The sequence below is a fragment of the Candidatus Poriferisodalis sp. genome, assembly GCF_965208925.1.
Taxonomy (GTDB): Bacteria; Actinomycetota; Acidimicrobiia; order Acidimicrobiales; family Poriferisodalaceae; genus Poriferisodalis.
Genome location: NZ_OZ242364.1, coordinates 2,000,538 through 2,022,296 on the forward strand (window position 1 = coordinate 2,000,538; position 21,759 = coordinate 2,022,296).

General features: G+C 65.4%; 23 protein-coding genes. 13 read left to right on the top strand and 10 right to left on the bottom strand.

Going from position 1 to position 21,759, the window contains the following annotated elements; genetic code table 11:
- Positions 1-29 precede the first annotated feature (29 nt).
- The 3 genes from ACOGI5_RS08830 to ACOGI5_RS08840 all read right to left on the bottom strand — a co-directional run bounded on the left by ACOGI5_RS08830 (position 30) and on the right by ACOGI5_RS08840 (position 2,632).
- The gene (locus tag ACOGI5_RS08830) at positions 30-365 is read right to left on the bottom strand and encodes a DUF7508 domain-containing protein (RefSeq protein WP_419864054.1); all 336 of its coding nucleotides are present in this window, start codon (positions 363-365) and stop codon (positions 30-32) included.
- Between the two features lie 35 nt (positions 366-400).
- On the bottom strand, positions 401-1,579 hold the full coding sequence (locus ACOGI5_RS08835) for an amidohydrolase family protein (RefSeq protein ID WP_419864055.1): 1,179 nt from the start codon (positions 1,577-1,579) through the stop codon (positions 401-403).
- A gap of 135 nt (positions 1,580-1,714) precedes the next feature.
- Entirely contained in the window at positions 1,715-2,632 is a 918-nt protein-coding gene (locus ACOGI5_RS08840) for a DapH/DapD/GlmU-related protein (RefSeq protein WP_419864056.1), read from the bottom strand.
- Between the two features lie 84 nt (positions 2,633-2,716).
- Between ACOGI5_RS08840 and ACOGI5_RS08845 the strand changes: the two genes are divergently transcribed.
- The 7 genes from ACOGI5_RS08845 (at position 2,717) to ACOGI5_RS08875 (ending at position 9,473) form a co-directional block, all read left to right on the top strand.
- A complete protein-coding gene (locus ACOGI5_RS08845) occupies positions 2,717-4,411 on the top strand; it encodes a hypothetical protein (RefSeq protein ID WP_419864057.1) in 1,695 nt (564 codons plus the stop codon).
- 163 nt (positions 4,412-4,574) lie between these two features.
- Positions 4,575-4,787: a type II toxin-antitoxin system HicB family antitoxin gene (locus ACOGI5_RS08850; RefSeq protein ID WP_419864058.1), complete on the top strand. Its 213-nt coding sequence runs from the start codon at positions 4,575-4,577 to the stop codon at positions 4,785-4,787.
- 276 nt (positions 4,788-5,063) lie between these two features.
- Positions 5,064-6,731, top strand: coding sequence for a hypothetical protein (locus ACOGI5_RS08855; protein ID WP_419864059.1), 1,668 nt, complete (start codon positions 5,064-5,066; stop codon positions 6,729-6,731).
- 56 nt (positions 6,732-6,787) lie between these two features.
- Complete coding sequence (locus ACOGI5_RS08860) at positions 6,788-7,009, top strand: antitoxin MazE family protein (protein ID WP_419864060.1); 222 nt, start codon at positions 6,788-6,790, stop codon at positions 7,007-7,009.
- Positions 7,006-7,332, top strand: a complete 327-nt coding sequence (locus ACOGI5_RS08865; RefSeq protein ID WP_419864061.1) for a type II toxin-antitoxin system PemK/MazF family toxin — start codon at positions 7,006-7,008, stop codon at positions 7,330-7,332. The genes ACOGI5_RS08860 and ACOGI5_RS08865 overlap by 4 nt, the downstream gene beginning before the upstream one ends.
- Positions 7,333-7,411: 79 nt before the next feature.
- A complete protein-coding gene (locus tag ACOGI5_RS08870) occupies positions 7,412-8,548 on the top strand; it encodes a nitronate monooxygenase (protein WP_419864062.1) in 1,137 nt (378 codons plus the stop codon).
- Positions 8,549-8,588: 40 nt separating this feature from the next.
- On the top strand, positions 8,589-9,473 hold the full coding sequence (locus ACOGI5_RS08875) for an SDR family NAD(P)-dependent oxidoreductase (RefSeq protein ID WP_419864063.1): 885 nt from the start codon (positions 8,589-8,591) through the stop codon (positions 9,471-9,473).
- 27 nt (positions 9,474-9,500) lie between these two features.
- On the opposite strand, the gene ACOGI5_RS08880 is transcribed toward ACOGI5_RS08875, so the two are convergent.
- Complete coding sequence (locus ACOGI5_RS08880; RefSeq protein WP_419864064.1) at positions 9,501-10,400, bottom strand: metal ABC transporter permease; 900 nt, start codon at positions 10,398-10,400, stop codon at positions 9,501-9,503.
- Between the two features lie 71 nt (positions 10,401-10,471).
- Positions 10,472-11,671: a metal ABC transporter substrate-binding protein gene (locus tag ACOGI5_RS08885; RefSeq protein WP_419864065.1), complete on the bottom strand. Its 1,200-nt coding sequence runs from the start codon at positions 11,669-11,671 to the stop codon at positions 10,472-10,474.
- Positions 11,672-11,864: 193 nt separating this feature from the next.
- Between ACOGI5_RS08885 and ACOGI5_RS08890 the strand changes: the two genes are divergently transcribed.
- Together ACOGI5_RS08890 and ACOGI5_RS08895 are read left to right on the top strand one after the other, a co-directional pair.
- Entirely contained in the window at positions 11,865-12,698 is an 834-nt protein-coding gene (locus ACOGI5_RS08890) for a metal ABC transporter ATP-binding protein (protein WP_419864066.1), read from the top strand.
- A gap of 62 nt (positions 12,699-12,760) precedes the next feature.
- The gene (locus tag ACOGI5_RS08895; RefSeq protein WP_419864067.1) at positions 12,761-13,219 is read left to right on the top strand and encodes a Fur family transcriptional regulator; all 459 of its coding nucleotides are present in this window, start codon (positions 12,761-12,763) and stop codon (positions 13,217-13,219) included.
- 53 nt (positions 13,220-13,272) lie between these two features.
- Here ACOGI5_RS08895 and ACOGI5_RS08900 read toward each other — a convergent pair whose 3' ends face one another.
- Both ACOGI5_RS08900 and ACOGI5_RS08905 read right to left on the bottom strand, forming a co-directional pair.
- On the bottom strand, positions 13,273-13,572 hold the full coding sequence (locus ACOGI5_RS08900; RefSeq protein ID WP_419864068.1) for a hypothetical protein: 300 nt from the start codon (positions 13,570-13,572) through the stop codon (positions 13,273-13,275).
- Positions 13,569-14,900 (bottom strand): PspC domain-containing protein, encoded by a 1,332-nt coding sequence (locus tag ACOGI5_RS08905; protein WP_419864069.1) that lies wholly within the window; start codon positions 14,898-14,900, stop codon positions 13,569-13,571. Before ACOGI5_RS08905 ends, ACOGI5_RS08900 begins: the two co-directional genes overlap by 4 nt.
- Before the next feature lie 128 nt (positions 14,901-15,028).
- Here ACOGI5_RS08905 and ACOGI5_RS08910 point away from each other — a divergent pair, with 128 nt between their 5' ends.
- Entirely contained in the window at positions 15,029-16,219 is a 1,191-nt protein-coding gene (locus ACOGI5_RS08910) for a PspC domain-containing protein (RefSeq protein ID WP_419864070.1), read from the top strand.
- 58 nt (positions 16,220-16,277) lie between these two features.
- Positions 16,278-16,943 (top strand): response regulator, encoded by a 666-nt coding sequence (locus ACOGI5_RS08915; RefSeq protein WP_419864071.1) that lies wholly within the window; start codon positions 16,278-16,280, stop codon positions 16,941-16,943.
- 156 nt (positions 16,944-17,099) lie between these two features.
- Here ACOGI5_RS08915 and ACOGI5_RS08920 read toward each other — a convergent pair whose 3' ends face one another.
- The gene (locus ACOGI5_RS08920) at positions 17,100-17,570 is read right to left on the bottom strand and encodes a phosphoribosyltransferase (protein ID WP_419865462.1); all 471 of its coding nucleotides are present in this window, start codon (positions 17,568-17,570) and stop codon (positions 17,100-17,102) included.
- Positions 17,571-17,830: 260 nt separating this feature from the next.
- Positions 17,831-18,541: a DUF3800 domain-containing protein gene (locus ACOGI5_RS08925; protein WP_419864072.1), complete on the bottom strand. Its 711-nt coding sequence runs from the start codon at positions 18,539-18,541 to the stop codon at positions 17,831-17,833.
- A 592-nt stretch (positions 18,542-19,133) separates the two neighbouring features.
- On the opposite strand from ACOGI5_RS08925, the gene ACOGI5_RS08930 reads away from it, so the two are divergent.
- Complete coding sequence (locus ACOGI5_RS08930; protein ID WP_419864073.1) at positions 19,134-19,571, top strand: nucleotidyltransferase domain-containing protein; 438 nt, start codon at positions 19,134-19,136, stop codon at positions 19,569-19,571.
- Between the two features lie 102 nt (positions 19,572-19,673).
- Positions 19,674-20,618 (top strand): hypothetical protein, encoded by a 945-nt coding sequence (locus ACOGI5_RS08935; protein WP_419864074.1) that lies wholly within the window; start codon positions 19,674-19,676, stop codon positions 20,616-20,618.
- A 52-nt stretch (positions 20,619-20,670) separates the two neighbouring features.
- Here the strand turns inward: ACOGI5_RS08935 and ACOGI5_RS08940 are convergent, their stop codons facing one another.
- Positions 20,671-21,588 carry a phosphorothioated DNA-binding restriction endonuclease gene (locus tag ACOGI5_RS08940; protein WP_419864075.1) on the bottom strand — a complete coding sequence of 306 codons (918 nt, stop codon included), beginning with the start codon at positions 21,586-21,588 and terminating at the stop codon, positions 20,671-20,673.
- Positions 21,589-21,759: the final 171 nt, after the last annotated feature.

Sequence of the window (21,759 nt, forward strand, 5' to 3'; positions counted from 1 at the left end):
CGAGGCTTCGGTGCCTCGATCTGGAGCTGTCAGGCGGGGGAGAGTCGCCCCACGCGTGCTGCTTGGTCGCGCTGCGGTTCGGGAAGCTCGCCGTGGTCGGCGAGGTGCAGCATCAGCAGCTCATCCCAGCGGCTGCGGTAGTTCGATGTGAACTCGCAGCGGAACTGTGTGGCCGCGGCACCCAGTTGCTCGATTTCTCGCCGCAGCGCGGACTGCATGCCGAACGGCTCACGGGCGCCGGCGTAACCGACCGACAGTACGGTGCCGCCCGAATCGGCGACGTGGTAGACGCCGAGTTGTGACGGCAATGCGTCGATCGCGGTGTCGTCCAGCCGTCGCCACGGCTTGTCGAGACGGATTCCCATGCCTGCGGCTCGTGTGATGGCCCGCTGAGGGGTCGCTAGGCCGCAGCCGCCGGCACGTACGCGGCGGTTCCCATCAGGTCTTCGAAGTTCAGCCGGAAGAACCGCTCCTGCACGTCGGCAGGCAGGTGCTCGACCTCACGGTCGAAGCGGCGCAGCGGGTTGCGGCCGCCTTCGACGTGGGGATAATCGGAGCTGAACATGCAGATCTCCGGTGCCGTGTTCTCGATGATCCAGCCGGTCGGCTCGGTGGGGTAGGGGGTGACCCGGACTTGGCGGCGCACGTACTCCGAGGGGCGCAGGCTGAGCTTGCCCAGCCGCCGCTCGTGGCGCTCGAAGGCGTCGAAGGCTGCCTCGAGCTGGCGCAGAAATCCGGGCACCCACACGGCGCCCAGCTCGATCACGCCGATCTTCAGTTCGGGGAATCGCTCGAGCACGCCGTCGAAGATCAGCATCGACAGCGCCTGCAGCGGCGCGGCAGAGATCGCCATGTACGAGACCGAGCGGAAATTCTCGCCGCCGCCGTGAAAATCGGGCTCGGGCGGCAGGCCGTTATTGCGATGCTGCGGCGGCATCACCAAGTCCGGCGTGGCCACGTGCATGACGATGGGGATGCCGGCCTCTTGGGCGGCTGCCCACACGGGATCGAAGCCGATGTGGCTCTGGGCGTGGTACTTCGGCATGCGGTTGGGGATGAGCAGCGCCGCCGCTCCGTCGTCGATGGCCTGACGGGCGTGGGGTCCGGCTCGTTCGATGTCCTGCTGCGGTACCGAGCACACCGGCAGCAAGCGCGGATCTCCGGAGCAGAACGCGATTTGGGCACGGTTCGCTGCGGTTGAAGCCGCGTAGGTGAGCGCAGGCTCGGCTTCGTGCTCCATTGCCTCGATGAGCGTGTTGGGCATGGAGGGGAAGACGAGCTGGCTGGCAAACCCCAGGTCATCGAGTGCTTGGGAACGATCAGCGGGATCCCAAGCGCCGGGCGCGATGTAGTTCTTGCGCAGCATCACCTCGTCTGCGGCGCCGGCGCGGAACTCAAGGTCGGCCTGGCGAGCCCGAGCCTTCTCGATGTCAGCAAACACCGTGTCGTTGTCGCCGATGGAGAAGTGGTCGAGCGCGTACCGGATCACTTCGGGCGATGCGAACTCGTCCAGCCATTCGGGCGGCTCCATCGTGTGCGCGTCGGCGTCGTGAATGATCCTGTCCTCGACGTAGGCCATGGCGGTCCCCTTGATGTCCCTGCGGCGCATTCGACGATACCGCTCCCATCGCTGGCGCTTCCGGGCGCAAATCCGTGCCGATCGTGCGATGGCCGGCGGCTCGACTGTTGCTGCCGCCCGTGGGGAGGTGCGCTGTCAGTTCTTGTGGAGCTCGGGGTTGATGCCTTCCCAGCGGCCCGGGTCGGCGACCCGCATCTCGATGGCGCCGGTGACGCTGTTGCGGATGAGGAGCATGCCCGAGTGACCCGAGATGTCCCGGCCCTTCACGACGGAGCCGTCGGGCAGTGTGATCCGGCTGCCCGCAGTCACGTACAGCCCGGCTTCGACCGTGCAATTGTCGCCGAGCGCGATTCCGATGCCGGAGTTGGCGCCCAGCAGGCAGTGCTCGCCGATGGAAACTCGCTCCCGGCCGCCGCCCGACAGCATGCCCATGGTCGACGCGCTGCCGCCGAGGTCCGAATGCGCGCCGATGACCACGCCGGCAGAGATACGGCCTTCGACCATGGCAGGCCCGAGCGTGCCGGCGTTGAAGTTGACGAATCCCTCGTGCATGACCGTGGTGCCGTCGGCCAGGTGGGCGCCGAGCCGCACCCGATCGGCGTCGCCGATGCGCACGCCTGCCGGGATCACGTAGTCGACCATGCGCGGAATCTTGTCGACCGCCGTGACCGTGACGGGCTGGCTGCGCGCGGCTGCCGCAGTCCGCAGATCGTCGACTCGTTCGGGCAGCACCGGCCCCGCGCTGGTCCACGCGCAATTGGTCATCAGGCCGAACATGCCGTCGAGGTTGGCGTCGTGAGGCTTGATTTCCCGGCGGCTCAGCAGGTGCAGCCGCAGGTACGCATCTGCCAGGTCCGCCGGAGGCGCATCGAGATCGTCGATCGTGACGGTGAGTGTCTCGCCGACATTGACGCCGAGCTCGACCGCCAGGCACGAGCGGGCCGGCGGCGAGTCCTCTGTCGCTCCTTCCGGAAACCAGGCGTCCAGCTGCGTTCCTGTAGCGGCGTCGACATAGCTGTGCCCGACTGCACTGATGCTGCCCGAGTTGCTCATCTGCGCATCCTGCCACCACAACCCGCCAACCCGTCGCCGCAATTCATCGCAGCACCGGTTGACCGACTACCTACGCTGCGGCGCGTGCCGCCGTTGAACTGGACCGAGCTGCGATCCTCGTCGGACGACCATGTCTCGTACGGTCCGCCTGAGTCCGTCGGCGGCGGCTGGGTACTCCGTCGCCTGTATCAGGGACCCGAGGCGCCAACCCTCGCAATCGTGAGTTCGGACGGCACCGAGTGGCAGCCGCTGCGCCTGCCTGATGGCTTCCGCGTCGCCGACATTGCCTCAGATGCCGACGTTGGTGTTGATCTGTCCGGTAAGCGGTGGATTGCGTTCGGCCAGGACGTTTCGGACGGCGAGTCGGACCCGCGCGCAGTCGAAGGTCTCGTCGAACGGGTATGGCATTCCGACGACCGGGGCTTGAGTTGGACTGAGACCACCGTGAATGTGGCGCAACTCATCGACCCCTCAGTTCCGTATGTCACGCAGACCTGGCAATTGCTCGAGGCGATGTCGTGGGACGAGCAAGTCGTGGCGGTGGTGCAGTGCACTGCAGAGTTCGACATCGATGCGCTGCTCGCCGACCGAGGTATGTACCCCGCCGGAATGCATCTCGTGTGGGTGAAACCCTCAGACGAGCACATCACCCTTCAGTTCACGGAAGATCGACCGCCCGCAAGCGATCTCGAGCGAGAACATGAAGGCACCTGGGTCGAGCTCACGCCGTCATACCGGGATCTCGGCCTGTCAGACGAGCAACAGCAGTGCCTGCGGGAACGGAAGCAGAAGGTCCAGATGGTCTTCGTCGGAGATGGCGTCATCACTGAACCGCATGCTGAATTCGAAGTAACGGCGCACGACATCACTGGCGTGGCCGACCATGAGGGAATAGTGCTGGTTTGTGAGGGCGGCGCCACGACGCTGCTGCGGTCGAGGGACGGCCGGTCGTGGTCCGACACGGTCGTGGACGACGGCGCGGCGCGGGTACGCAGGGGCGGTTACCGGCGTAGTCGGCGGACCGTTCGAGGCGACGGGTCGATCTGGACGGCGACGAGCGTCGATGAGGGCGTTCGAATCGACTGCCTGAGTCCCCGTGATGGTCGCCAGACGTCGTGTCTGATCCGCGGGATGGGCGAGATCAGCAGCCTCTCTGCTGCCGCTCCCGGAGTCGCCGTGGCGGTCTCACCGGGCCGTGACGCCGCCGATTCCGACAGTGACGTGCCCGCTGGGCGCGTTACGAAGGGCGACTACGAACTCCGATTCAACGAGCCCTCCGGAGGCCTAACGCTGTGGGACGTTGCGAACGACATGCCGATTCATGTGTCTGATGCAGGCCAAGCTGCGCTTGATGAGCCGCCCGACGGTGTCCGCTGGGGCGTCGTCGACGGAACCTACGGGTTGGTGTTCAGTGACATCCATTCGGGTCAGGACTTGGTTGTCTTCACACGTGCCGATGTCGGCCACGTCTATGAGGAGCATCGTCGGCTGCACCACCTCGGCGAGTCAGACAACAATGGCCCGCGAGACATCCAGATCGGCTGGTCGCCCGACGGTGTCGAGTGGGACTGGCAGCTTGCTGCAACCGCATTCGGCTTTGATGCTGAGGCGGAGGCCGTCGTTGACTTGGCGGTTGGGAGCGACTTCGTGCTGGCCCGAGTTCATGACTTCGGCCCAGTCGCGGCTCCGGCACCGGTTCCTTCGGAGGCAACCGCAAGCGAGAACATCTTCGAATGGGTCGACCTGAGACAGCGCTGGTTCATCGCCCGAGTGCCGTGAGTCCCGTCGCCGAAATCCGCTTCGTGCGCGGACGAGGCGAGGCCTACATTCCGCCAGTGGCTACGAGTCGCAAGGTGCGTCGGCGGATCTTGAGCGGGCGAGCCGACGCGAGCGTCAGACAGGTTCGTCAGACTGTTCTTCGGCACGGATTGTGAGGGACAGCGTGCACAAGTACGAAGTCATCATCTACTGGAGCAATCTGGACGAGGCATTCGTCGCCGAGGTTCCCGAGCTTTCCGGCTGTGTAGCGCATGGCGACACGAAGATGGATGCCTTGCACAACGCCGAATCTGCGATCGACCTGTGGATCGAGACTGCCCGCGAGTTCGGAGACCCGGTGCCGGAGCCCAAGGGCGAGCGGCTGATGCTCGCCTAGAGCCGCCGCCGACTGGGCGAAGCTGGCGGGAGACCGCCGTCACCTAGTGTCGCTTATGTGGTCAGTCAGAGACGGCTGGGTGGGGTGATCCGATGGTTGGCGCTCGGCGGTGCCGCTTTCGCGATCGGCGCTCTAGCAGGTTGCGGTGGCATCGAGACTGATCGTGTCTCGACGGGTGGCGATCAGCCTGAGGAATCCGACGCCGTCGGAACTGAGCCTGTTCGTGAACCACAACGGGTTGTTGCCGTCGACGGGGAGCCCGCTTCTTCCGACATCATGGGCTCGACGACCGCTGACGCCGTGGCGGACACGTCGCCCGAGGAGTTGTCGACCGATCCGGTGCTCGAGTGGGCCGAGGTCGAGCTCGACCTTCCAAACGGCATCGCGCCTTATGCCACGAGCGACGGCAGGATCGTGGCGGCAGGGAGCTCGGCCGCGAGCGACTCGTTCCCGACGACCTCGCATCTGCTCGTCACCGGAGACGGCACAACCTGGACGCAGATGCCGCTGCCAGACGAGATGCTCTTGCTCGCGTCGAGCATCGACATGTCTGATGACCTCGTTGCGATCAGCGGGGTGCCCTATGCAGAGCCTCCCGCCGGAGGAGACGTTGCCGATATCGGCGCGCGGGTCTTCGTTTCCGGCAATCAGGGCGCGACATGGAGCCAGGCGGCGCTGGACATCGAGGCCGCCCGGCGAGACCTCGGCGTTGACGAGACAGTGGAGTTCAGCCTCACTTCGGTCTATGTGTCCGGCGACGACGTTGTGGCTGCGGTTCAGGGACACACTCGGCTGGACGTCGCGTCATTGCTTGTCGATGCCGGACGCTTGGAGGCCGACGCGCGCGTCGCTGGCTGGGCATCGGAAGGCGGCTCGGTGCGCGTCTGGCTGGACAACCGCGACGGCAGCGAGACTGAGCTGCGCTACTCCCACGATGACCTGGCACTCACGGACTCGCAGAAGGCGCTGCTTCGAGACGAGCGAGACGATCCCCTCCACGGCGGGCGGGTATTCCTGTTCAGCGGCGAAGGGGCAGAACTCTCATTCCGCGCGTCCTATCGCGGATGGGCGAGCACGGGCAGCGCAGTTGACGACGGCTTTCGCCTGATCCTGTTCACAGAAGAGGGCGACAGTCTGCTGATATCGCCCGACGGCGAGTCGTGGAGCGTCCATCCACTCGACCGCGACTCGTCCGCCGACGTGCTTCACCTCGACGCGTTCGCCCCCGACGGCACCCTGTGGACTGCCCGATTCTCGACCACTCTCGGCGGAGGGTTCGGCAGCTCGATTCACCGCCAGCAGGTCGGCGAGTCGGGTACACAGACTGCACACTTCCCAGTTATCGAGGCGTTGGGCGGTCTCGCCGTCGGGGACGCAGGCCTGGTGGTCGGGGGCTTCACAGCGCTCGACGGCTCAGATTCCGCAACCGGCCAGTCCATGCCCGACGGGCGCTTGAACAAGGACGGCTACGAGCTTCGCTTCAACGAACCCGAGGGTGGAATCACTCTGTGGGACCTGACTGCCGGTGAGACGGTATACGTCTTCAGTGCTGAGGCAGTCCAAGGCACCACGGAACCGCCTGGTGTTCGCACTGAGGGGTCCGGCGACTTCGCCATGCTGACGTTCGAGGATCCTGACACCGGCGAGGACCTCGTCTCGTTCTCGATGGTCGAACTGTTCGAAGTCATGGGTCCTCCGCCGCCGATGGCTGCAGGCGTTCCGGAGCAGTGGGTCGGTTGGTCTCGCGACGGCGTTCAGTGGGGCTGGGAGTCAGCCCAGGAAGCGTTCGGCCTTGGCGACATGGACGCCGTGGCCAGATTCGCCGTAGGAGAGGATTTCGCGATCGCAATGGTGTGGCTCATCCCACCACCTGAACTCTCCAGCGGCGCCGATGAGGCCGGCCGAATTCCCGAGACGCGCTGGTTTGTCGCACGCGTTCCATGAGCCGCTTCAGAAAAATCTGGCTGTTACATGTAACCACCGATGCCTAGGACGGAGACGTGGCGAAGCAGCAGGACGCTTCAGGGGTGGCGACCAGAGTCAGCAGGCATCGCAAGAAGCTGCGCGAGCAGGGTCTTCGACCGATCCAGATGTGGGTCATTGACACGCGGCACCCCGACTTCGCCGAGGAAGCCCGACGACAATCCGCAGCGGTAGCGGCAAGCGAACACGCTGCTGACGATCAAGCCTTTATCGACGCGATTTCTGCTCTCGACGTATGAAACGCGGCGATATCTGGACCGCCGCGGGCGGCGGCGGATATGCAGGCGAACCCAGACCGGTAGTGATTGTTCAAGACGACCGATTCGCGGCGACCGACTCGGTGACGGTGTGCTCGTTTACGACGGACTCGACGGCGGCACCACTCATCCGGCTGCCTGTCGAGCCTGACGGCGCCAACGGCCTCGATCAGCCCTCCAGCCTGATGGTCGACAAGGTCGCCGCAGTTCCGAGGTCCCGGCTCGGCCAACACATCGGTCGGCTCGGTGATGAGGACATGACACGGCTGGGCCGCGCTCTGGTCGTCTTCTTGGGATTGGCCTGACCAAGCGAGGCGATCCGCACCAGTCCGACAGGAAATGCGTCCGCTGCGAGGAGTTGCGCTGCGCCGGTAGTTTCGGGGCATGAAGACACCTGTGTGCGAGATGCTGGGCTGCGACGTCCCGATCGTGGCGTTCACCCATTGCCGGGACGTGGTGGCGGCGGTGACCAAGGCGGGCGGCTTCGGCGTGCTCGGGGCTGCGGGGCACACGCCCGAGCAGCTCGACATCGACATGGGCTGGATCCAGGACGAGGTGGGCGGCCGTCCCTTCGGCGTGGACATCATCGTGCCGGCCAAGTACGAGGGCAAGTCCGAGGGCGAGCTGTCGGTCAAGGACCTCAAGGCGATGATCCCGCCGGCGCACCGCGAGTTCCTCGACGACATGATGGAGCGCTACGACGTTCCGCCGCTGCCGGCCGACGACAAGCCCGGCGCGATCGCCGGCGACGCCGAGCCGCCCATGACCTACGCCCAGGCGGTGCCGCTGATGGACGTGGCGTTCTCGTACCCGATCCGGCTGGCGGTGAATGCGCTGGGCCCGCCGCCTCCTGACATGATCGAGCGCGCGCACGACAACGACGTGCTCGTGGGGGCGCTGGCCGGCAAGAAGGTGCACGCCGAGCGCCATGTCGCCGCAGGCGTCGACATCGTGATCGCGCAGGGCCACGAGGCCGGCGGCCACACCGGCGACATCGCCACCATGGTGCTGGTGCCCGAAGTGGTGGACGCCATCGCACCGGTGCCGGTGCTGGCCGCTGGGGGCATCGGCAACGGCCGCCAGGTGGCCGCCTCGCTGGCGCTCGGCGCCCAGGGTGTGTGGTGCGGGTCGGTCTGGCTCACCACCCAGGAGGCCGAGACGCACCCCGTCGTGAAGGAGAAGTTCCTGGCGGCCGGCTCATCAGACACGCTGCGGTCGCGCTCTCGCACCGGCAAGCCTGCCCGCCAGCTTCGTTCGGCCTGGACCGACGAGTGGGAGGGCGAGAACTCGCCGGGGACGCTCCCGATGCCGCTGCAGCCGATGCTGATCGGTGCCGCCAGCCGCCGCATCGACCGAGCGGCCATGAACCCCTCCAACAAGGGCGCAGTGGAGCTGGCCAACTACTTCGTCGGCCAGGTGGTCGGGCAGCTCAACGAGTCGATCTCGGCCACGCGGGTCGTCGAGGAGATGATCAGCGAGTATCTCGACGTCATGGAGCGCTTCGAGCATCTCAACGCGTGAGCGCTGCCGAGTTCGAGCCAACCGAGGTAGGGGGACAGACATGGAAACCATGACCGGACGCGTCGCGGTGGTGACCGGGGCGGCATCGGGCATCGGCAAGGCCTTGGCATTGGGCTTTGCCGGCGAGGGCGCCAACGTGGTGCTCGCCGACATCGAAGAGGAGCCGCTGCGTGCCGCCGAGGCCGAGGTAGCCGGCCACGGCGTCGAGGCGCTCGGCGTCATCACCGACGTCACCGATGCCGACTCGGTGGGTGCGCTGGCGCAGGCCACCATCGACCGCTTCGGCGCAGTGCACATGGTGTGCAATAACGCCGGCGTCGGCGGGGGAGGGCTCATCCGCAACCAGCAGCTCGTCGACTGGAAGTGGGTGGTGGACGTGTGCCTGTGGGGCGTGATCCACGGCGTCCATCACTTCCTGCCACACCTCATCGAGGCAGAGGAATCTCACATCATGAGCACCGCCTCGGTGGCAGGGCTGATGTCGGTGCCAGGGCTCGGCCCTTACAACGCCGCCAAGTACGGCGTGGTGGCCATCATGGAAACGCTGTACCTCGAGATGCAGCGCGACCGCAACGCCGATGTGGGCGTATCGGTGCTGTGCCCGGGCGTGGTGCGCACCAATATCGCCACCGCCCAGCGCAACCGGCCCGAAGAGCTGCGGCGGCAGCGCCGCCCGCGGCCCGAAGGCGAGGCGCCGACGGAGACCGCCGACGCCCGCCGCCGCAACGCCAACATCGCCGCCGCGCTGGAGCGGGGGATGGACCCCGCACAGGTGGCCGCCAAGGTCATCGAGGCCATGTACGAACGGCGTTTCTGGGTGCTCTCACATCCTGAGCTGCTGGCCGATGTCAATCACCGCAACCAGCAGCTCGCCGACCTTGAGAACCCCACCATCTACACGAGCTTCACCGACGGCGAGCAGTAGCCGGCCGCCGCTGTTCGGAACAGCAGCTCAGCGGCTGTCGGCGAGCATCTGCACCGGCAGCGCGTCGTCTGGCGGCCCTGGCCGCAGCGCATGCACGAGGGCCCTGATCAGCATGGTCGCGAACAGGATGGCCACCGCCGTCAAGGCCATCGATCCTCCGCCGGCAAGCCGGTGGTGGTAGCTCAGCAGCAATCCGACATAGACCGACACAGCTCCGATCAGCACCGCCGCGACCATGATGAGCGGCACACGCCGCACGAACATCGCGGCAGTCGCCGGGGGAGCGATCAAGAAAGCCATGACGAGCAGGCTTCCCACCACCTGAAACGAACCCACGATGGTGATGGCCAGCAAACCCATGAGCACGCCGTGGGTGAGGCGCGGCCGAAGCCGGGCCATCTCTGCCTGCACCTCGCAGAAGGTCATCACGAAGAACGCCCGGTAGAAGACGATTGCGCCGCCGACGGCCACGAGAGCGACCACCGCTTGGCGCACCAGATCGGAGTTCTGTACTCCGGTGATCGAGCCGAAGAGAAAACGGTCGATGTCGCCGCTGCCGGCGGCAGCCCCTGACGACATGATCACCACCGCGAGCGCCAGCAGTCCCACGAACAGCACGCCGATGGACGTGTCCTCCGACAGCGGCGAAATGCGCGGGATGAACGAGATGGCACTCACCATCACGATGGCTGCGGCCAGCGCGCCGAGGCCCGTGTCGAAGCCCACGATGAAGGCAATCGCAATGCCGGGAAGCACGCCGTGCGCCAAGGCGTCGCCGAGGAAGTTCAAGCTCCGCAGCACCACCCAGGTGCCCACCATCGAGGTGGTCAGCACAGCAAGCAGGCCCGCGACCAGCGCCTTGGTCATGAAGGGGTTGGAGGTGAACGGCTCGATCCACCAGCCCACCGGATCGGTGAGGAACGTCATGTCATCCCCCTGATGGGCTGGTGGTCGGCTCGCCCCTGGTTAGGGGTGGTGTCGTTGCAACGCTACGGCTCTCAGCCCAATGCGTCGGCAATTGCCTGCGCGTTGAACCTCAGCATGCCGATCAGCGTGTCGCCGTCATCGCCTGCCGGCGCGAGGCTGCCCGTGAGCAACTGCACAACGGCAATGTCCCCTGCGGCGGTTGCCAGGGCTTGGATGTCGACGTCGGAGTGTGTCGTCTCTGAGAACACTGCAGGCACGCCCTCGTGCTCGATGATCTCGGCGAGTTCCTCCAGCAGCGCAGGGTTGGTCTCCGCTGCAGTGGAGAGTGACGGAATGACCGTGCCCACGACCTCGAAGTCGTAGCGGTCGGCGAAGTACCCGAACGCATCGTGGTTGGTGATCATGATGCGGCGGTCCGCTGGCACCGCATCGAGAATCTCGGCGACCTCGGCATCGGCTTCGGCCAGCGCCTCACGGTAGGCATCCAGGCAGCCGTTGACCGTGTCGGCGTCGGCGCCCGCATGGATCAGTTCGTCGGCCAGTTCGCCGAGGACACCGGCGACGCGCTGCAAATCGAACCAAACGTGAGGGTCGCCACCACTGTGGTCGTGGCCCTCGTGTCCGTGGTCGTCGTGCCCGTCCTCTTCGTCGTGGTCGTGGCCTTCGTGGTCGTCGTCGTGCCCGTCTTCCTCGTCGTGGTCGTCGTCGTGCCCGTCTTCCTCGTCGTGGTCGTCGTGCCCGTCTTCCTCGTCGTGGTCGTCGTCGTGCCCGTCTTCCTCGTCGTGGTCGTCGTGCCCGTCCTCTTCGCCGTGGCCATGGTCGTCGTGCCCACCGCTGAACTCGAATTCGATGGTGTCGATGTGCTCAGCCACCTCGAACACATGCACGCCCTCGGCCGCGACAGCTTCCAGGGTGTCCTCAAGTCGCTCCTCGAGACCCAGGCCGTTCGCCACCACCAGATCGGCCGCGTCCATCGTCTCGCGGTCTCGCAACGACGGCTCGTATGTGTGCGGGTCGCCGCCCTGCGGGATGAGGGTGGTCACCGAGACGCTGTCGTCGCAGCCCACGTTGCTGACCACGTCGGCCCAGATGCCCGTGGTAGCGACCACCGATGGCACCGTCGACGATGCGTCCGTCGCGTCAACCGCCTCGGTGTCGCTGTCGGTGCCGGTGCAAGCTGCTGCGAACAGCACCGCGGCAACCGTTACCACCAATCCGCTTCGGCGGATCCGCCGAGGCCTTTGTCGATTCGCGACCGCTTCGACCGTCATGTGTGCCTCCCGTATGCTCCGATGCAAGTGCGGAAGAGCCCCGCTGGCGCTCTCGCCTCACCTCAGATTGTGAGAATGAGAATCAGTTTCAGCTACCCTATCGAGGCTTGGTAACCCAAGCACCTTCGAGTTCGAAGCGAGGCAGGCCCTGTTTCATCTCCACGACATCCGTGTCTCGTTCGGGCCCTGCCATGTGCTCGAGACAGGCGATCTGAAGCTCGACGGCCCGTCGTCGGTCGCACTCATGGGTCCGAACGGGAGCGGCAAGACCACCTTGCTGCGGGTGCTCAGCGGGTTGCAACGCCCGACGTCGGGCCGATTGGAATCGGCCGGCGACGTCAGGGTGGGGTTTGTGTGCCAGCATCACCAACCGCACCCCTTCATGCCGATGACCGTGCAAGAGGTCTTGACCATTGGGCGATACCGCAGCAGCGGACTCTTGAGGCGGTTTCGTCGCAGCGACAAGGAAGCGGTTCGCGTTGCTGCTGAGCGGCTCGACGTTGCGCACCTGCGTCACAAATCGTTTGGCGAGCTTTCCGGGGGTCAGCGTCAGCGAGTGATGGTGGCGATGGTGCTCGCGTCCGACTATGACTGCTTGCTCTTGGACGAGCCGATCACCGGTCTGGACCTGCCAAGCCAGACGACCATTCTCGAGGTGATCGAGGCTGAGCGTGCGGCCGGCCACCTCGTGGTGATGTCAACGCACCACCTGCAGGAGGCACGACGCTGTGATCGTGTGCTGTTGCTGAAGGGGATGGTGCTTGCCGACGGGCCTCCCGACGAGGTGCTGACCGATGCGCACCTGACGGCCGCATTCGGCGGCGCAGTGGTGGCTCACGACGGCACCGAGCACGAGTTCATCATGGAGAGTGCCCACGCCCACGAGGCAGGCGATCCCGGTCACAGCCCGTATGTCGGCGTCGTCTCGCACGCCCGTCACGGCCAGCTTGCGCCGCCAGGCAGCCACCACGGCCACCACCACGACCATGACCACGAAGCAGAGCACCAGCACGCTCGACGTCTCTGACCGCCCGGGGCGGCCTGCCGTCGCCCCGCTGATCTGTTTGCCAGCCTGACCGGGAAAGCCAGATGGAGCCTCCGAAGGATCTCGATCAACTCCACGAAGAAGTTGGGCGGCGCCTGGCCGTTTCCGGTCAGCGCTACACCGGCGGGCGGCGTGCTCTCGTCGACGTGCTCGCCTCGGCACAGCGCCCGTTGACGCTGCGCGACATCGTGCTGCTGGTTCCCGAGCTGCCCCAGAGCTCGGCGTACCGGAATCTCGACGCTCTCCGGGAGGGGGGCATCGTCTACCGCATCAGCGCCGGCGGCGATCGGGCCCACTTCGAGCTGGCCGAGTCGCTGCTCGGCCATCACCATCATCTGATCTGCGTGTCGTGCGGGACCATCGAGGACATGCGCCTCGACGGCAAGCTCGAGGACGAGGTCGACCGAGCGCTTGTCGGCGCTGCGGGCGAGGCGGGTTTCACGCCCCTGCGTCACAGCCTCGATCTGTACGGCGAGTGCTCCGACTGCGGGGACGAGACCTAGCCCGACGAGTCAGTGTTGATGCTGGGGCTGCTCACGTCCTCGCTGTCAGCGCTCTAACCCTGTTCTTTGCGAGGCGTAGTCGTCTGCGCCTGCCGTTCATGTCGCCGATGTCTCTGGCGAATGGCCACGCGGACAATCACGGCCACGCCGACGACAGCCGCAGAACCGCCGAGGATCAGCATCGGGTCGATGTCGGCCCAAATGAGGTCGGCCACTGCGAGGAGCCCGATGGCGATGAACAGCAGGCCTGCCGTGAACGAGACGACATCGAATTGCCTCAGCCGAATCCTCGCAAGCCGAGTCTGAGGAGCGTCATCGGGCGTCGCTGCATCTGCTGGGTCATCGGCCTTCATCGATTGTCCTCCGCGTTGGGAGCTGTGCTCGTCACGAGTTCTGCGCGGCCGATGCCGATATCGACGTCGAGTCGGAGCACGCCGGCCAGCTCGCCGTCGGCAGACGTCTCGATGCGGCGGGTGAGGCCGATTCCGTCTTCTTGTGCGAGCCCGCGGGGCCGAGTGGCCACAGCGGCTGATCTCGCCGAAATACGGATGTCCCCGGCTCCCACGTCGACATCGGTGATGGTCTTGAGGTTGTCGGGCAAGTAGATCAACGCCTCACCTATTCCGACGCTGATGGCCAGCGAACTGATCGAGCCGTCAGCGTCGAAATCACGCAAGTCGACGATGAGCCGGCCGATGCCATGGCGGTAGTCGCTCGTCAGCTCGTCGGGTTCGCTGGCTGTGACTCGTACTTCGCCGACGTCAGATGCCCACACGGCGTCGGTGCCCGAGAACACCACAACCGGGGCCAAGGTCGCCAGTCCGAGCAGGATCAGGCCACGCGCAGGCCCGACAAGTGCAGCGATGACCAATCCGATGCCGATGATGCCCAGTGCGACGGCAAAGAAGTCGCCAATCTCGAGTTCGATCACGCTGAGCCGACCAAGGATCGCCGCCGCGCCCGCGTAGATGAACAGGACGCCGATGGTGAGCGCTCCTGCTGCAGAGCGTCTGCGCCGCCGCTTGGCTGGCGAGGCGTGAGACGGCGCTGCAGTCGCGGATTGCGGCGCCTCTGAGAATGCAGTCTGCACACGCTCGGCGTCTGGGGCGTGAGGCGCCGCAGGAAGCGGCGTCGGCGGCCGGGCACGACCTGATCGCGGTCGGCGGGCAGGGCCCGGCCACAGCACCAAGGCCAAGCCGACGGCGATGAGCATCACGGCGAGATAGGGCGCAGCAGTCCACAGCTTGCCGAAGAGGCGGAAGAAATCGTCGCTGAGGGTGGCCGTCGTGAGCAGGCCGACACCGATCAGCGCTACCGCCGCGAGGTTGCGGAAGCGATGGTCGGAACTGCTACCCAGTGCCTTGGCGATGATGCTTGGCGAGTTGTCGCCGGGCAACGCGAGCCAGCCGAGAAGGTAGAGGAACGCGCCGGAACCGCCCAAGAACGTGAGCCCGATGAAGACGACTCGAACGATCACGGGATCGGTACCGAAGTAGTTGCCCACCCCTCCGGCCACACCGGCGATCACACGATCTGCGGAACTGCGGCGAAGAGGGCGGCGTTCAGTCGTCTCGCCGCTGTCGGCGCCTCGATCTTCCTCGGACACCGGTTCGCGTGCGCCAGCCGGTTCGCCGGTCAATTCGTCGTCTGAATCGTCGTCGGTCGGCTTCCGGTCGGTCATGGGTCCCAGAGTGGCGTTCGGACTCGCAGCGTCCAATAGGGGATGTCCCTGAGCGGTCCCTCATGAATCGGCTGATATCAGGGTGAGTCCTGGCTGTCGGAACGGCGCAGTCGTGCCATGATCGGCTCATGGCGTGGCGGCTCATGGCGCGGCATCGTGCCCGCTGGCCAGTCAGGTCCCGCTCTGACCGGCTGATCGCAGGCGTGTGCAGCGGCATCGGCAATCGGCTTGGCATCGACGCCACCATCGTGAGGATCGCCTTCGCGGCGCTTGCCTTGGCCTGGATCGGCGTGCCCCTCTATCTGCTGGGCTGGGTGCTGCTGCCACAGCCCTCGGCGCTTCGGGCTCAGTTCGCTGCGCCCGCGCCTCCGCCTCGCACCGTGACCAGGCGGGCGGCGGGATTGGCCTTGATCGTCATCGGGACCCTATTGTTGGCCCGGCATCTGGGCGCAACCCTGCCCGACGCCGTGACTTGGCCCGCGCTGTGTCTCGCGCTCGGATTCGCGGCGGTGGTCTGGCGGTCCTCGCCGGTGGCGGGCCTCAACCGAGCAGGGGCGGCGCGGATCACGGCCGGAACGATCCTGCTGGCCATGGGAATCGGCGTCATTGTCGCTTCGAATCTCTCGCTGTCGGCAGTTCGCGACGAGTTGCTCTCGACAGGTCTGGTGCTGGGTGGGTTGGCGATGATTTTCGGGCCTTGGGTTGCGGTGCTGATTCGCGACCGTCGCGATGAGCGCCAGCGACGCATTCGGGCCGATGCGCGTGCCGACATGGCCGCCCACCTGCACGATTCGGTGCTGCAGACGCTCGCTCTCGTACAGCGCACCGACGATCTTGCTCGCGTGTCGGCCCTCGCCCGTCGTCAAGAACGCGAGCTACGCAACTGGCTCTTCGGCGAGACGGGTGAGTCGGGTGAGTCGGGTGATTCGGACCCATCCACGGTGGTGGCGGCCGTGGAACATCTGGCTGGGCGAATAGAGGACCGCCACAGTGTTGCCATCGATGTGGTGGCCGTCGGCGACGCCGTGCTGGACTCGACAACGGAATCTCTGGTCGCCGCGGCTGGCGAGGCGATGACCAACGCCGCCCGGTGGTCGCGATGCCCGACGGTGTCGGTGTATGTCGAGGCGACGGCGACTGCAGTCGAGGTATTCGTCCGAGACCGCGGGGTGGGCTTTGATCCGGAGCGGGTGGACGATGGCCGTCATGGCATTCGCGATTCGATACATGGCCGTCTCGAGCGAGTCGGGGGAGACAGCGAGATTCTCAGCTCGCCCGGCCACGGTGCGGAAGTGCGATTGCGGCTGAACCGGCAGTGAGGGCGCCGATGCGGTCGTTGCGGGAGCTGTGTGCTGCGCTCGCGAGGCTGCGGATACGTTGACGCCTGTGGCAGCGCCGAGTCCACGGGTGGTGATCGTCGATGATCACAGACTGTTCCGCAGCGGCGTGCGGGCTGAAATCGGAGATCGGACGACCGTCGTGGCCGAAGCCGACGACGTGGGCTCGGCAGTGGCCGAGATCGAGCGGTGGCGCCCAGACGTGGTGCTGCTCGATGTGCACCTTCCGTCAGGATCGGGCAGCGAGGTGATCACCGCAGTGGCCGCGGCCGGAATCGAGACCCAGTTCTTGGCTCTGTCGGTTTCGGATGCTCCCGAAGACGTGATCGGGGTGGTGCGCGCCGGGGCGCGTGGCTATGTCACCAAGTCGATCGGCGGCGACGACCTTGTGGATGCCATCTTCCGGGTGCGCGACGGCGATGCCGTGTTCTCGCCGCGCCTCGCCGGGTTCGTGCTCGACGCGTTCGTAGATGGGGCGGCAGTGCATGCTGGCTCGGAAACCGACGAAGACTTCGATCGATTGACGAAGCGTGAGCGCGAAGTGATGCGTCACTTGGCTCGGGGCTACACGTACAAGGAGATCGCCCGGCAGCTTTCGATCTCCACCAAGACGGTGGAGACTCACGCCTCGGCCGTGCTGCGCAAGCTCCAGCTGTCAAACCGCCACGAACTCGGCCGTTGGGCCGCGGCTCGCCGCATCTGGTAGCCCCATGCGCCGAGCTGCTCGGACGCTCGCAGCACCGAGTCGACGGCGATTGCTGGGGCGGCGCTCATCAGCGCTATGAATTCGCGATCTGTCACGTGCCGGCGGGTCCGCCACCGTCCCGCGGCCACGGGTGTGTCTGGAAGCTTGAAGGCGGCGTCAGGCGCGGGCCTGCTCGTCGGTGACGATGGGCGGTTCGGTTGACCAGGGGAAGTTGATCCACAGGTCTGTGCGGCGCCACACCCAGTCGCAGTTGACCGTCGACCACGGCTTCTCGTACAGCACGGCAGTGCGGACGCTGCGCACCCGCGGCAGGCAGAAGTCGTACACCAGCTTGAGCGTGTGGCCGGTGTCGGCCACGTCGTCGGCGATGAGGATGTCCGAGTCGCGGTGGTCGACCAGGTCGGGCGTGGGCGGCAGCATGATGGGCACTTCGAGGCGCTCGTCGACGCCGGTGTAGTACTCGCAGTTCATGACGTAGATGTTCTTGACCGACAGGGCGTAGCCCAGCGAGCCCGCACAGAACAGCCCGCCCCGGGCGATGGCCAGGATCATCTGGGGCCGGTAGCCGTCGTCGGCGATCATCTGCGCCAGCTCCCGTACGGCCACGCCGTAGCGCTGCCAGTCCATCACTTCGCGTTCTTCAGCGTCAGTTGCCTCGCTCACCCGCCCTCCCAGGCTGTCGCGCACCGTCCAGCCCCGAACCTAGGCGCGCGTCGCTGCGCGCTCTTGCTATTCGCGATCGCAGAGAAAAGAAAAGGGACCCCGTGCGATCCGGGGTCCCGTTGCCGCGGTATGTCGGTTGCATTCGGCTGACGCCTACTAACCGGACCATTCGACAGATCCCACTGTAGGCGCAGGCACCGGGAGACACAAGCAGATTGCACCTCTCAAATCAGGAGGATCTGATTGGTGTACCTGCGCCACGCGTGGGTGCGATAGGAGCCCTGATTGGGAATGGAGCTCAGCGACGCGAATCGGCGCCCGACTGCTGCCAACCGCTGATCGCCCTCGAGCACCTTGCGCTGGATGCCTGCGATGAGGTCAGCGGCTTGGATTGCTTGGGTCGTGTGGGAGCTGGCGTAGTAGACGCCGGGATGAATGTCGAGCCGATACGACGCGGCGTAGCTCGCAACGCACCTGCTGGCGTGCTCGTCGAGCTGATGGTTGGACCAGTCCGAAACCACGATGCCGGTCGCCTGCTGAGTCTTGCATTCCACGGCGAAGTGCTCGACGAGTGCCTGAAGCTGCAACGGGACGGTTGTCTTGAGCGTCATTGGGTGCAGCATGTTCGCCTTGCGAATACCCGCGGTGTACGAAGTACATGCCAGTCGCTCGAGAATGCGTGTCAGCTCGTCGACGAAGTCGCGGTTCTTCCGGCGCCTCCACGCATTCCGCGAGATGGCGTCTGCAGACTTGACCTCCCAGGCCGTCGGGCTACCGCGACTCGGATAGAAGCGAGCCTTGGCGCCGACAATTCTCCGACTGAGAATGGGGACGTCCTCGGATGCAATCGAGAAGCCACCGATGACGATCGCCATGGTGCCGTCGTTGGCAGCAGGCTTGCCCGAATCGTCCAGGAACAGCAGCCGAGTGGCCATCGACGGCACATTAGGAGTCCCTCGTACGCGGTCGACCGGGATTTTCTCGCCGGCGGTGGCAGTCGGAGCACCTCTGAAATGCAGAAGTGCCCTCCAACGAAATGGAGGGCACATCTCACTCCTGGCGGTCACCCGCCAGAACGGCTCATCCAGCGATCGTACAGACGAGAGATCCGAGCTCGCGGTGCGCTACAGCCCACGAAGGCTATGTCCCTCGGAGTGGTGCGGTCTTGGGATGCGGTCACTAGTGCGCTCGCACCCCAGCTGAGCTGAACGGGCGGCCCGGGATGATCTGCCCCAGTGCCCTGATGTCTTGAGGCGCGGCGATCATCAATGCTCAGCAGCTAGTTATTCCTCAGTACCAGGGTGAGGTATCGGTGTCTTGTGAGGTATCGAGATGATCGTCGCACGTCTCCGGCAGTCCGAGGCAACTGACGGCATGACGGGCTAGCCACCAGCCAGACGACCCCGCCGATAACAACAGCGAGCTGTCGCCTGCCTCCCACAAGCGAAGCCAACAACAGGGCGTCAGGCCGGCGTTCATCACTTGCATCAACTGATGCTCCGCCAATGGCGTCGCTATGTTGGCGCCGTGCGGCGCGTGACGGTGACGATCCCCGATGATCTCGAGGCTGCTTTGGACAGATTCATTGAGGCGCAGCCTGTCGCGCCGTCGGTGACCGCGGTACTGCAGACCAGTCTGAAGCACTTCCTGGAGCCAAGCGCAAGCGCCGAGAGTGCGGACTTAATGAACCGAGTGCTGCGTAGGCGTCGCCGGATCGTTGAGATCGCACACGCCAAGGGCGCCAGCAACGTGCGCGTTTTCGGGTCAGTCGCTCGTGGGGAAGCACGCAACGACAGCGACATCGACGTTCTGATCACCGCAGTTCCCGGGACGAGCCTCTTCGATGTCGCGGACTTGCAGATGGAACTGGAGCAACTGCTCGACGCACCGGTGCACGTTTCCACTGATGGGGGCTTGACTGACGAGAAGCGCGAGGCAGTGGACGCCGAGGCAATCGCACTCTGATTGGCGTCGGTCTCTCGTCATCTCTTCTCGTGTCACACCGTTCTGTGAGCATGTCGTCCGTTGACGCAGTCTGCAGCGGATGGCCGCTGAAGGGAGACAACGATGCAGCTACTGACCGGTACCAACGAGGGCCGGATGCAGCCGAATTCGCTCACGGCTCACTTGAAGTGCAAGGACAGTCCCGTCCGGCAGTTCATGGAGAGCACGTTCGGAGCGACACGCAGGGTCACTGGCCCGAGCAACAACGCGGTGCGACAGTTCGAGACCAAAGACCCCGGGCACACGGCCTACAGCACCATCGGCACTGCGATTGACCGTCGTATCCGTCTGTACTTTCCGGGCGCGGCAGCGGAGGAAGCCGATGAGCGTCGGGTCACCGTTCAGGGCGCGTACTTGCTGTGGGAAATGCAGGGCTGGGAGTTCGGGTCGCTGTCCGGGTTCTTCGAGGCGCTTGAGCAGTTCGGGTCGCGCATCGAGCCCGGTGCACGACTCGTTGACGCCGATGAGGACACTCTGTGCCGGTTCGCTGTGAATCTCGCGTGGTTTGATCAGTCATTCAGGGTCGGGCCGAAGGTCCTCGACAACTCCCCGTTGATGCAATGTGATCGCCCATCGGTGGACGACCTGCTCGAAGTAGTCCCGATTGCGTGGGTTGAAGACCTCAGGGTGCTCTCCCGGATGTTCCTCGAAGCCGCAGGCGATCGGCTTCACCAGCCGTGTCGTATCGGCCCGACATTCGAAGGCAGCCGGGACTTAGGCGGTGCTGACGCCGACATGATCGTGGGCACATCCCTGATTGACGTGAAAACGACAGTTGACCCCAAGGTCACCCGCGACGGCCTGTGGCAGATTCTCGGCTACGCCTTGCTCGACTACTCCGACGTGTATGGCCTAGATGCTGCGGGGTTCTACTTCGCCCGGCAGGGACGGTTCGTCGAATGGCCGCTCGCTGAGCTTGCGCGCGACTGCTCAGGTGGCGCGGTCGAGTCGTGGCCCACGGCGCGCAATGAGTTCCGACGCATGGCTGCGGGACTCCTGTCGCCGTAGTCCCGCCCCGCCCCTGATAGGGCCCACACCTTCTCGGCGTGGCATGTTCGGTCTAGGCCAGCGCTCGCGCCGGCTTCTTGAACAGATTCTCGTGATGCCACTCGATGTGTTCGATCGCCGGCGGAACATACGCACTTTGTGGCAAGCGCATACGGCGGCCCGCAAGGTCCAGCAGGCTGCGATTCGACCTGCCATCCGTAATCGAGAGCTGCTGACTCACGAGGATGCGGCGATCCTCGTCGAGACTGAGGGCGCCTCGGTCGAAGAGCCGATGATGCAGGGCACACAACAGGATGCCGTTGTCGATGGTGCTGGGCCCAGCCTTGCTGTGCATCCGCACGTGTGCTGCATCCAGGCCTACGTGCTCGCCGAGCATGATTGCGCTGAAGTCGCAGAAAGAGCAGCGAAACTCGTACGCCATGGGGACGACTCTCTGGAACTGTGGGTCCCGGGGAGCAGAGGCGAGCCGGACATGCTGAGCGAGGCCAACCTCGGCCAAGATGCTCTCATGGAGAGTCTCAGGAAACTCGCTGCGCAAGAGCTCACCTACCAGACGATCTCGGAGCTCATGATCAGCGAGCGCAGCTGCAAAGCGCGGAGCCAATCTGCCGATCGCATGCTCGCGTAGATGCTTTGAGTTCTCCCTAACGCGTTGCGGCATCGCTCTGATGTCGTCGCCCTCGGCCGTGCAAACTGACCAGAGTTCGGCGTCACTTGCCAGGTAGACGAACGGATTCGCTGCCGATGGTGGCGTGACCGCCACGCGGTGCGAGCTCAAGAGTCGCCCGACCTCGTCTTCCGCCTCTAGGAACGTCGCCGCGGTTCCGTGACCGTTCGCTAGGCGGCCTACAAGCCACAGCAGAAGCAGCGGTTTGTAGGGCGCTCTCGTGCCGGACGTGGCCTGGAAGCGGGTCGTCTCACGAACGCGCTGAACCCAGGCTTCCGCCCCGTGCTTGTGCGCTGCCGTCACAAGCTGGGCTTATCACATGCCAAAGTGCGACCTTGCAGATGCGGGAGGAAGGTTGTGTCTCGAGGACTGTCGTTCCTGTGAGAGATCATGGACCCGAGCGCAGGTCGCCATTTGCCCGCCTTTCCGTCGCTGGACAGGGTTCGTGGGAGCCCTGCGCAGCTTCGGGATGTG

What these genes read in the sequence shown, in the direction of transcription:
- ACOGI5_RS08840 (WP_419864056.1), bottom strand. Translation starts at nt 2,632, where the DNA reads ATGAGCAACTCGGGCAGCATCAGTGCAGTCGGGCACAGCTATGTCGAC.
- ACOGI5_RS08920 (WP_419865462.1), bottom strand. Translation starts at nt 17,570, where the DNA reads ATGGACTGGCAGCGCTACGGCGTGGCCGTACGGGAGCTGGCGCAGATG.
- ACOGI5_RS08855 (WP_419864059.1), top strand. Translation starts at nt 5,064, where the DNA reads ATGGGCTCGACGACCGCTGACGCCGTGGCGGACACGTCGCCCGAGGAG.
- ACOGI5_RS08910 (WP_419864070.1), top strand. Translation starts at nt 15,029, where the DNA reads ATGGCGTGGCGGCTCATGGCGCGGCATCGTGCCCGCTGGCCAGTCAGG.
- ACOGI5_RS08925 (WP_419864072.1), bottom strand. Translation starts at nt 18,541, where the DNA reads ATGGCCACTCGGCTGCTGTTCCTGGACGATTCGGGCAAGCCTGCTGCC.
- ACOGI5_RS08905 (WP_419864069.1), bottom strand. Translation starts at nt 14,900, where the DNA reads ATGACCGACCGGAAGCCGACCGACGACGATTCAGACGACGAATTGACC.
- ACOGI5_RS08870 (WP_419864062.1), top strand. Translation starts at nt 7,412, where the DNA reads ATGAAGACACCTGTGTGCGAGATGCTGGGCTGCGACGTCCCGATCGTG.
- ACOGI5_RS08875 (WP_419864063.1), top strand. Translation starts at nt 8,589, where the DNA reads ATGGAAACCATGACCGGACGCGTCGCGGTGGTGACCGGGGCGGCATCG.
- ACOGI5_RS08880 (WP_419864064.1), bottom strand. Translation starts at nt 10,400, where the DNA reads ATGACGTTCCTCACCGATCCGGTGGGCTGGTGGATCGAGCCGTTCACC.
- ACOGI5_RS08885 (WP_419864065.1), bottom strand. Translation starts at nt 11,671, where the DNA reads ATGACGGTCGAAGCGGTCGCGAATCGACAAAGGCCTCGGCGGATCCGC.
- ACOGI5_RS08865 (WP_419864061.1), top strand. Translation starts at nt 7,006, where the DNA reads ATGAAACGCGGCGATATCTGGACCGCCGCGGGCGGCGGCGGATATGCA.
- ACOGI5_RS08895 (WP_419864067.1), top strand. Translation starts at nt 12,761, where the DNA reads ATGGAGCCTCCGAAGGATCTCGATCAACTCCACGAAGAAGTTGGGCGG.
- ACOGI5_RS08835 (WP_419864055.1), bottom strand. Translation starts at nt 1,579, where the DNA reads ATGGCCTACGTCGAGGACAGGATCATTCACGACGCCGACGCGCACACG.
- ACOGI5_RS08900 (WP_419864068.1), bottom strand. Translation starts at nt 13,572, where the DNA reads ATGAAGGCCGATGACCCAGCAGATGCAGCGACGCCCGATGACGCTCCT.
- ACOGI5_RS08830 (WP_419864054.1), bottom strand. Translation starts at nt 365, where the DNA reads ATGGGAATCCGTCTCGACAAGCCGTGGCGACGGCTGGACGACACCGCG.
- ACOGI5_RS08935 (WP_419864074.1), top strand. Translation starts at nt 19,674, where the DNA reads ATGCAGCTACTGACCGGTACCAACGAGGGCCGGATGCAGCCGAATTCG.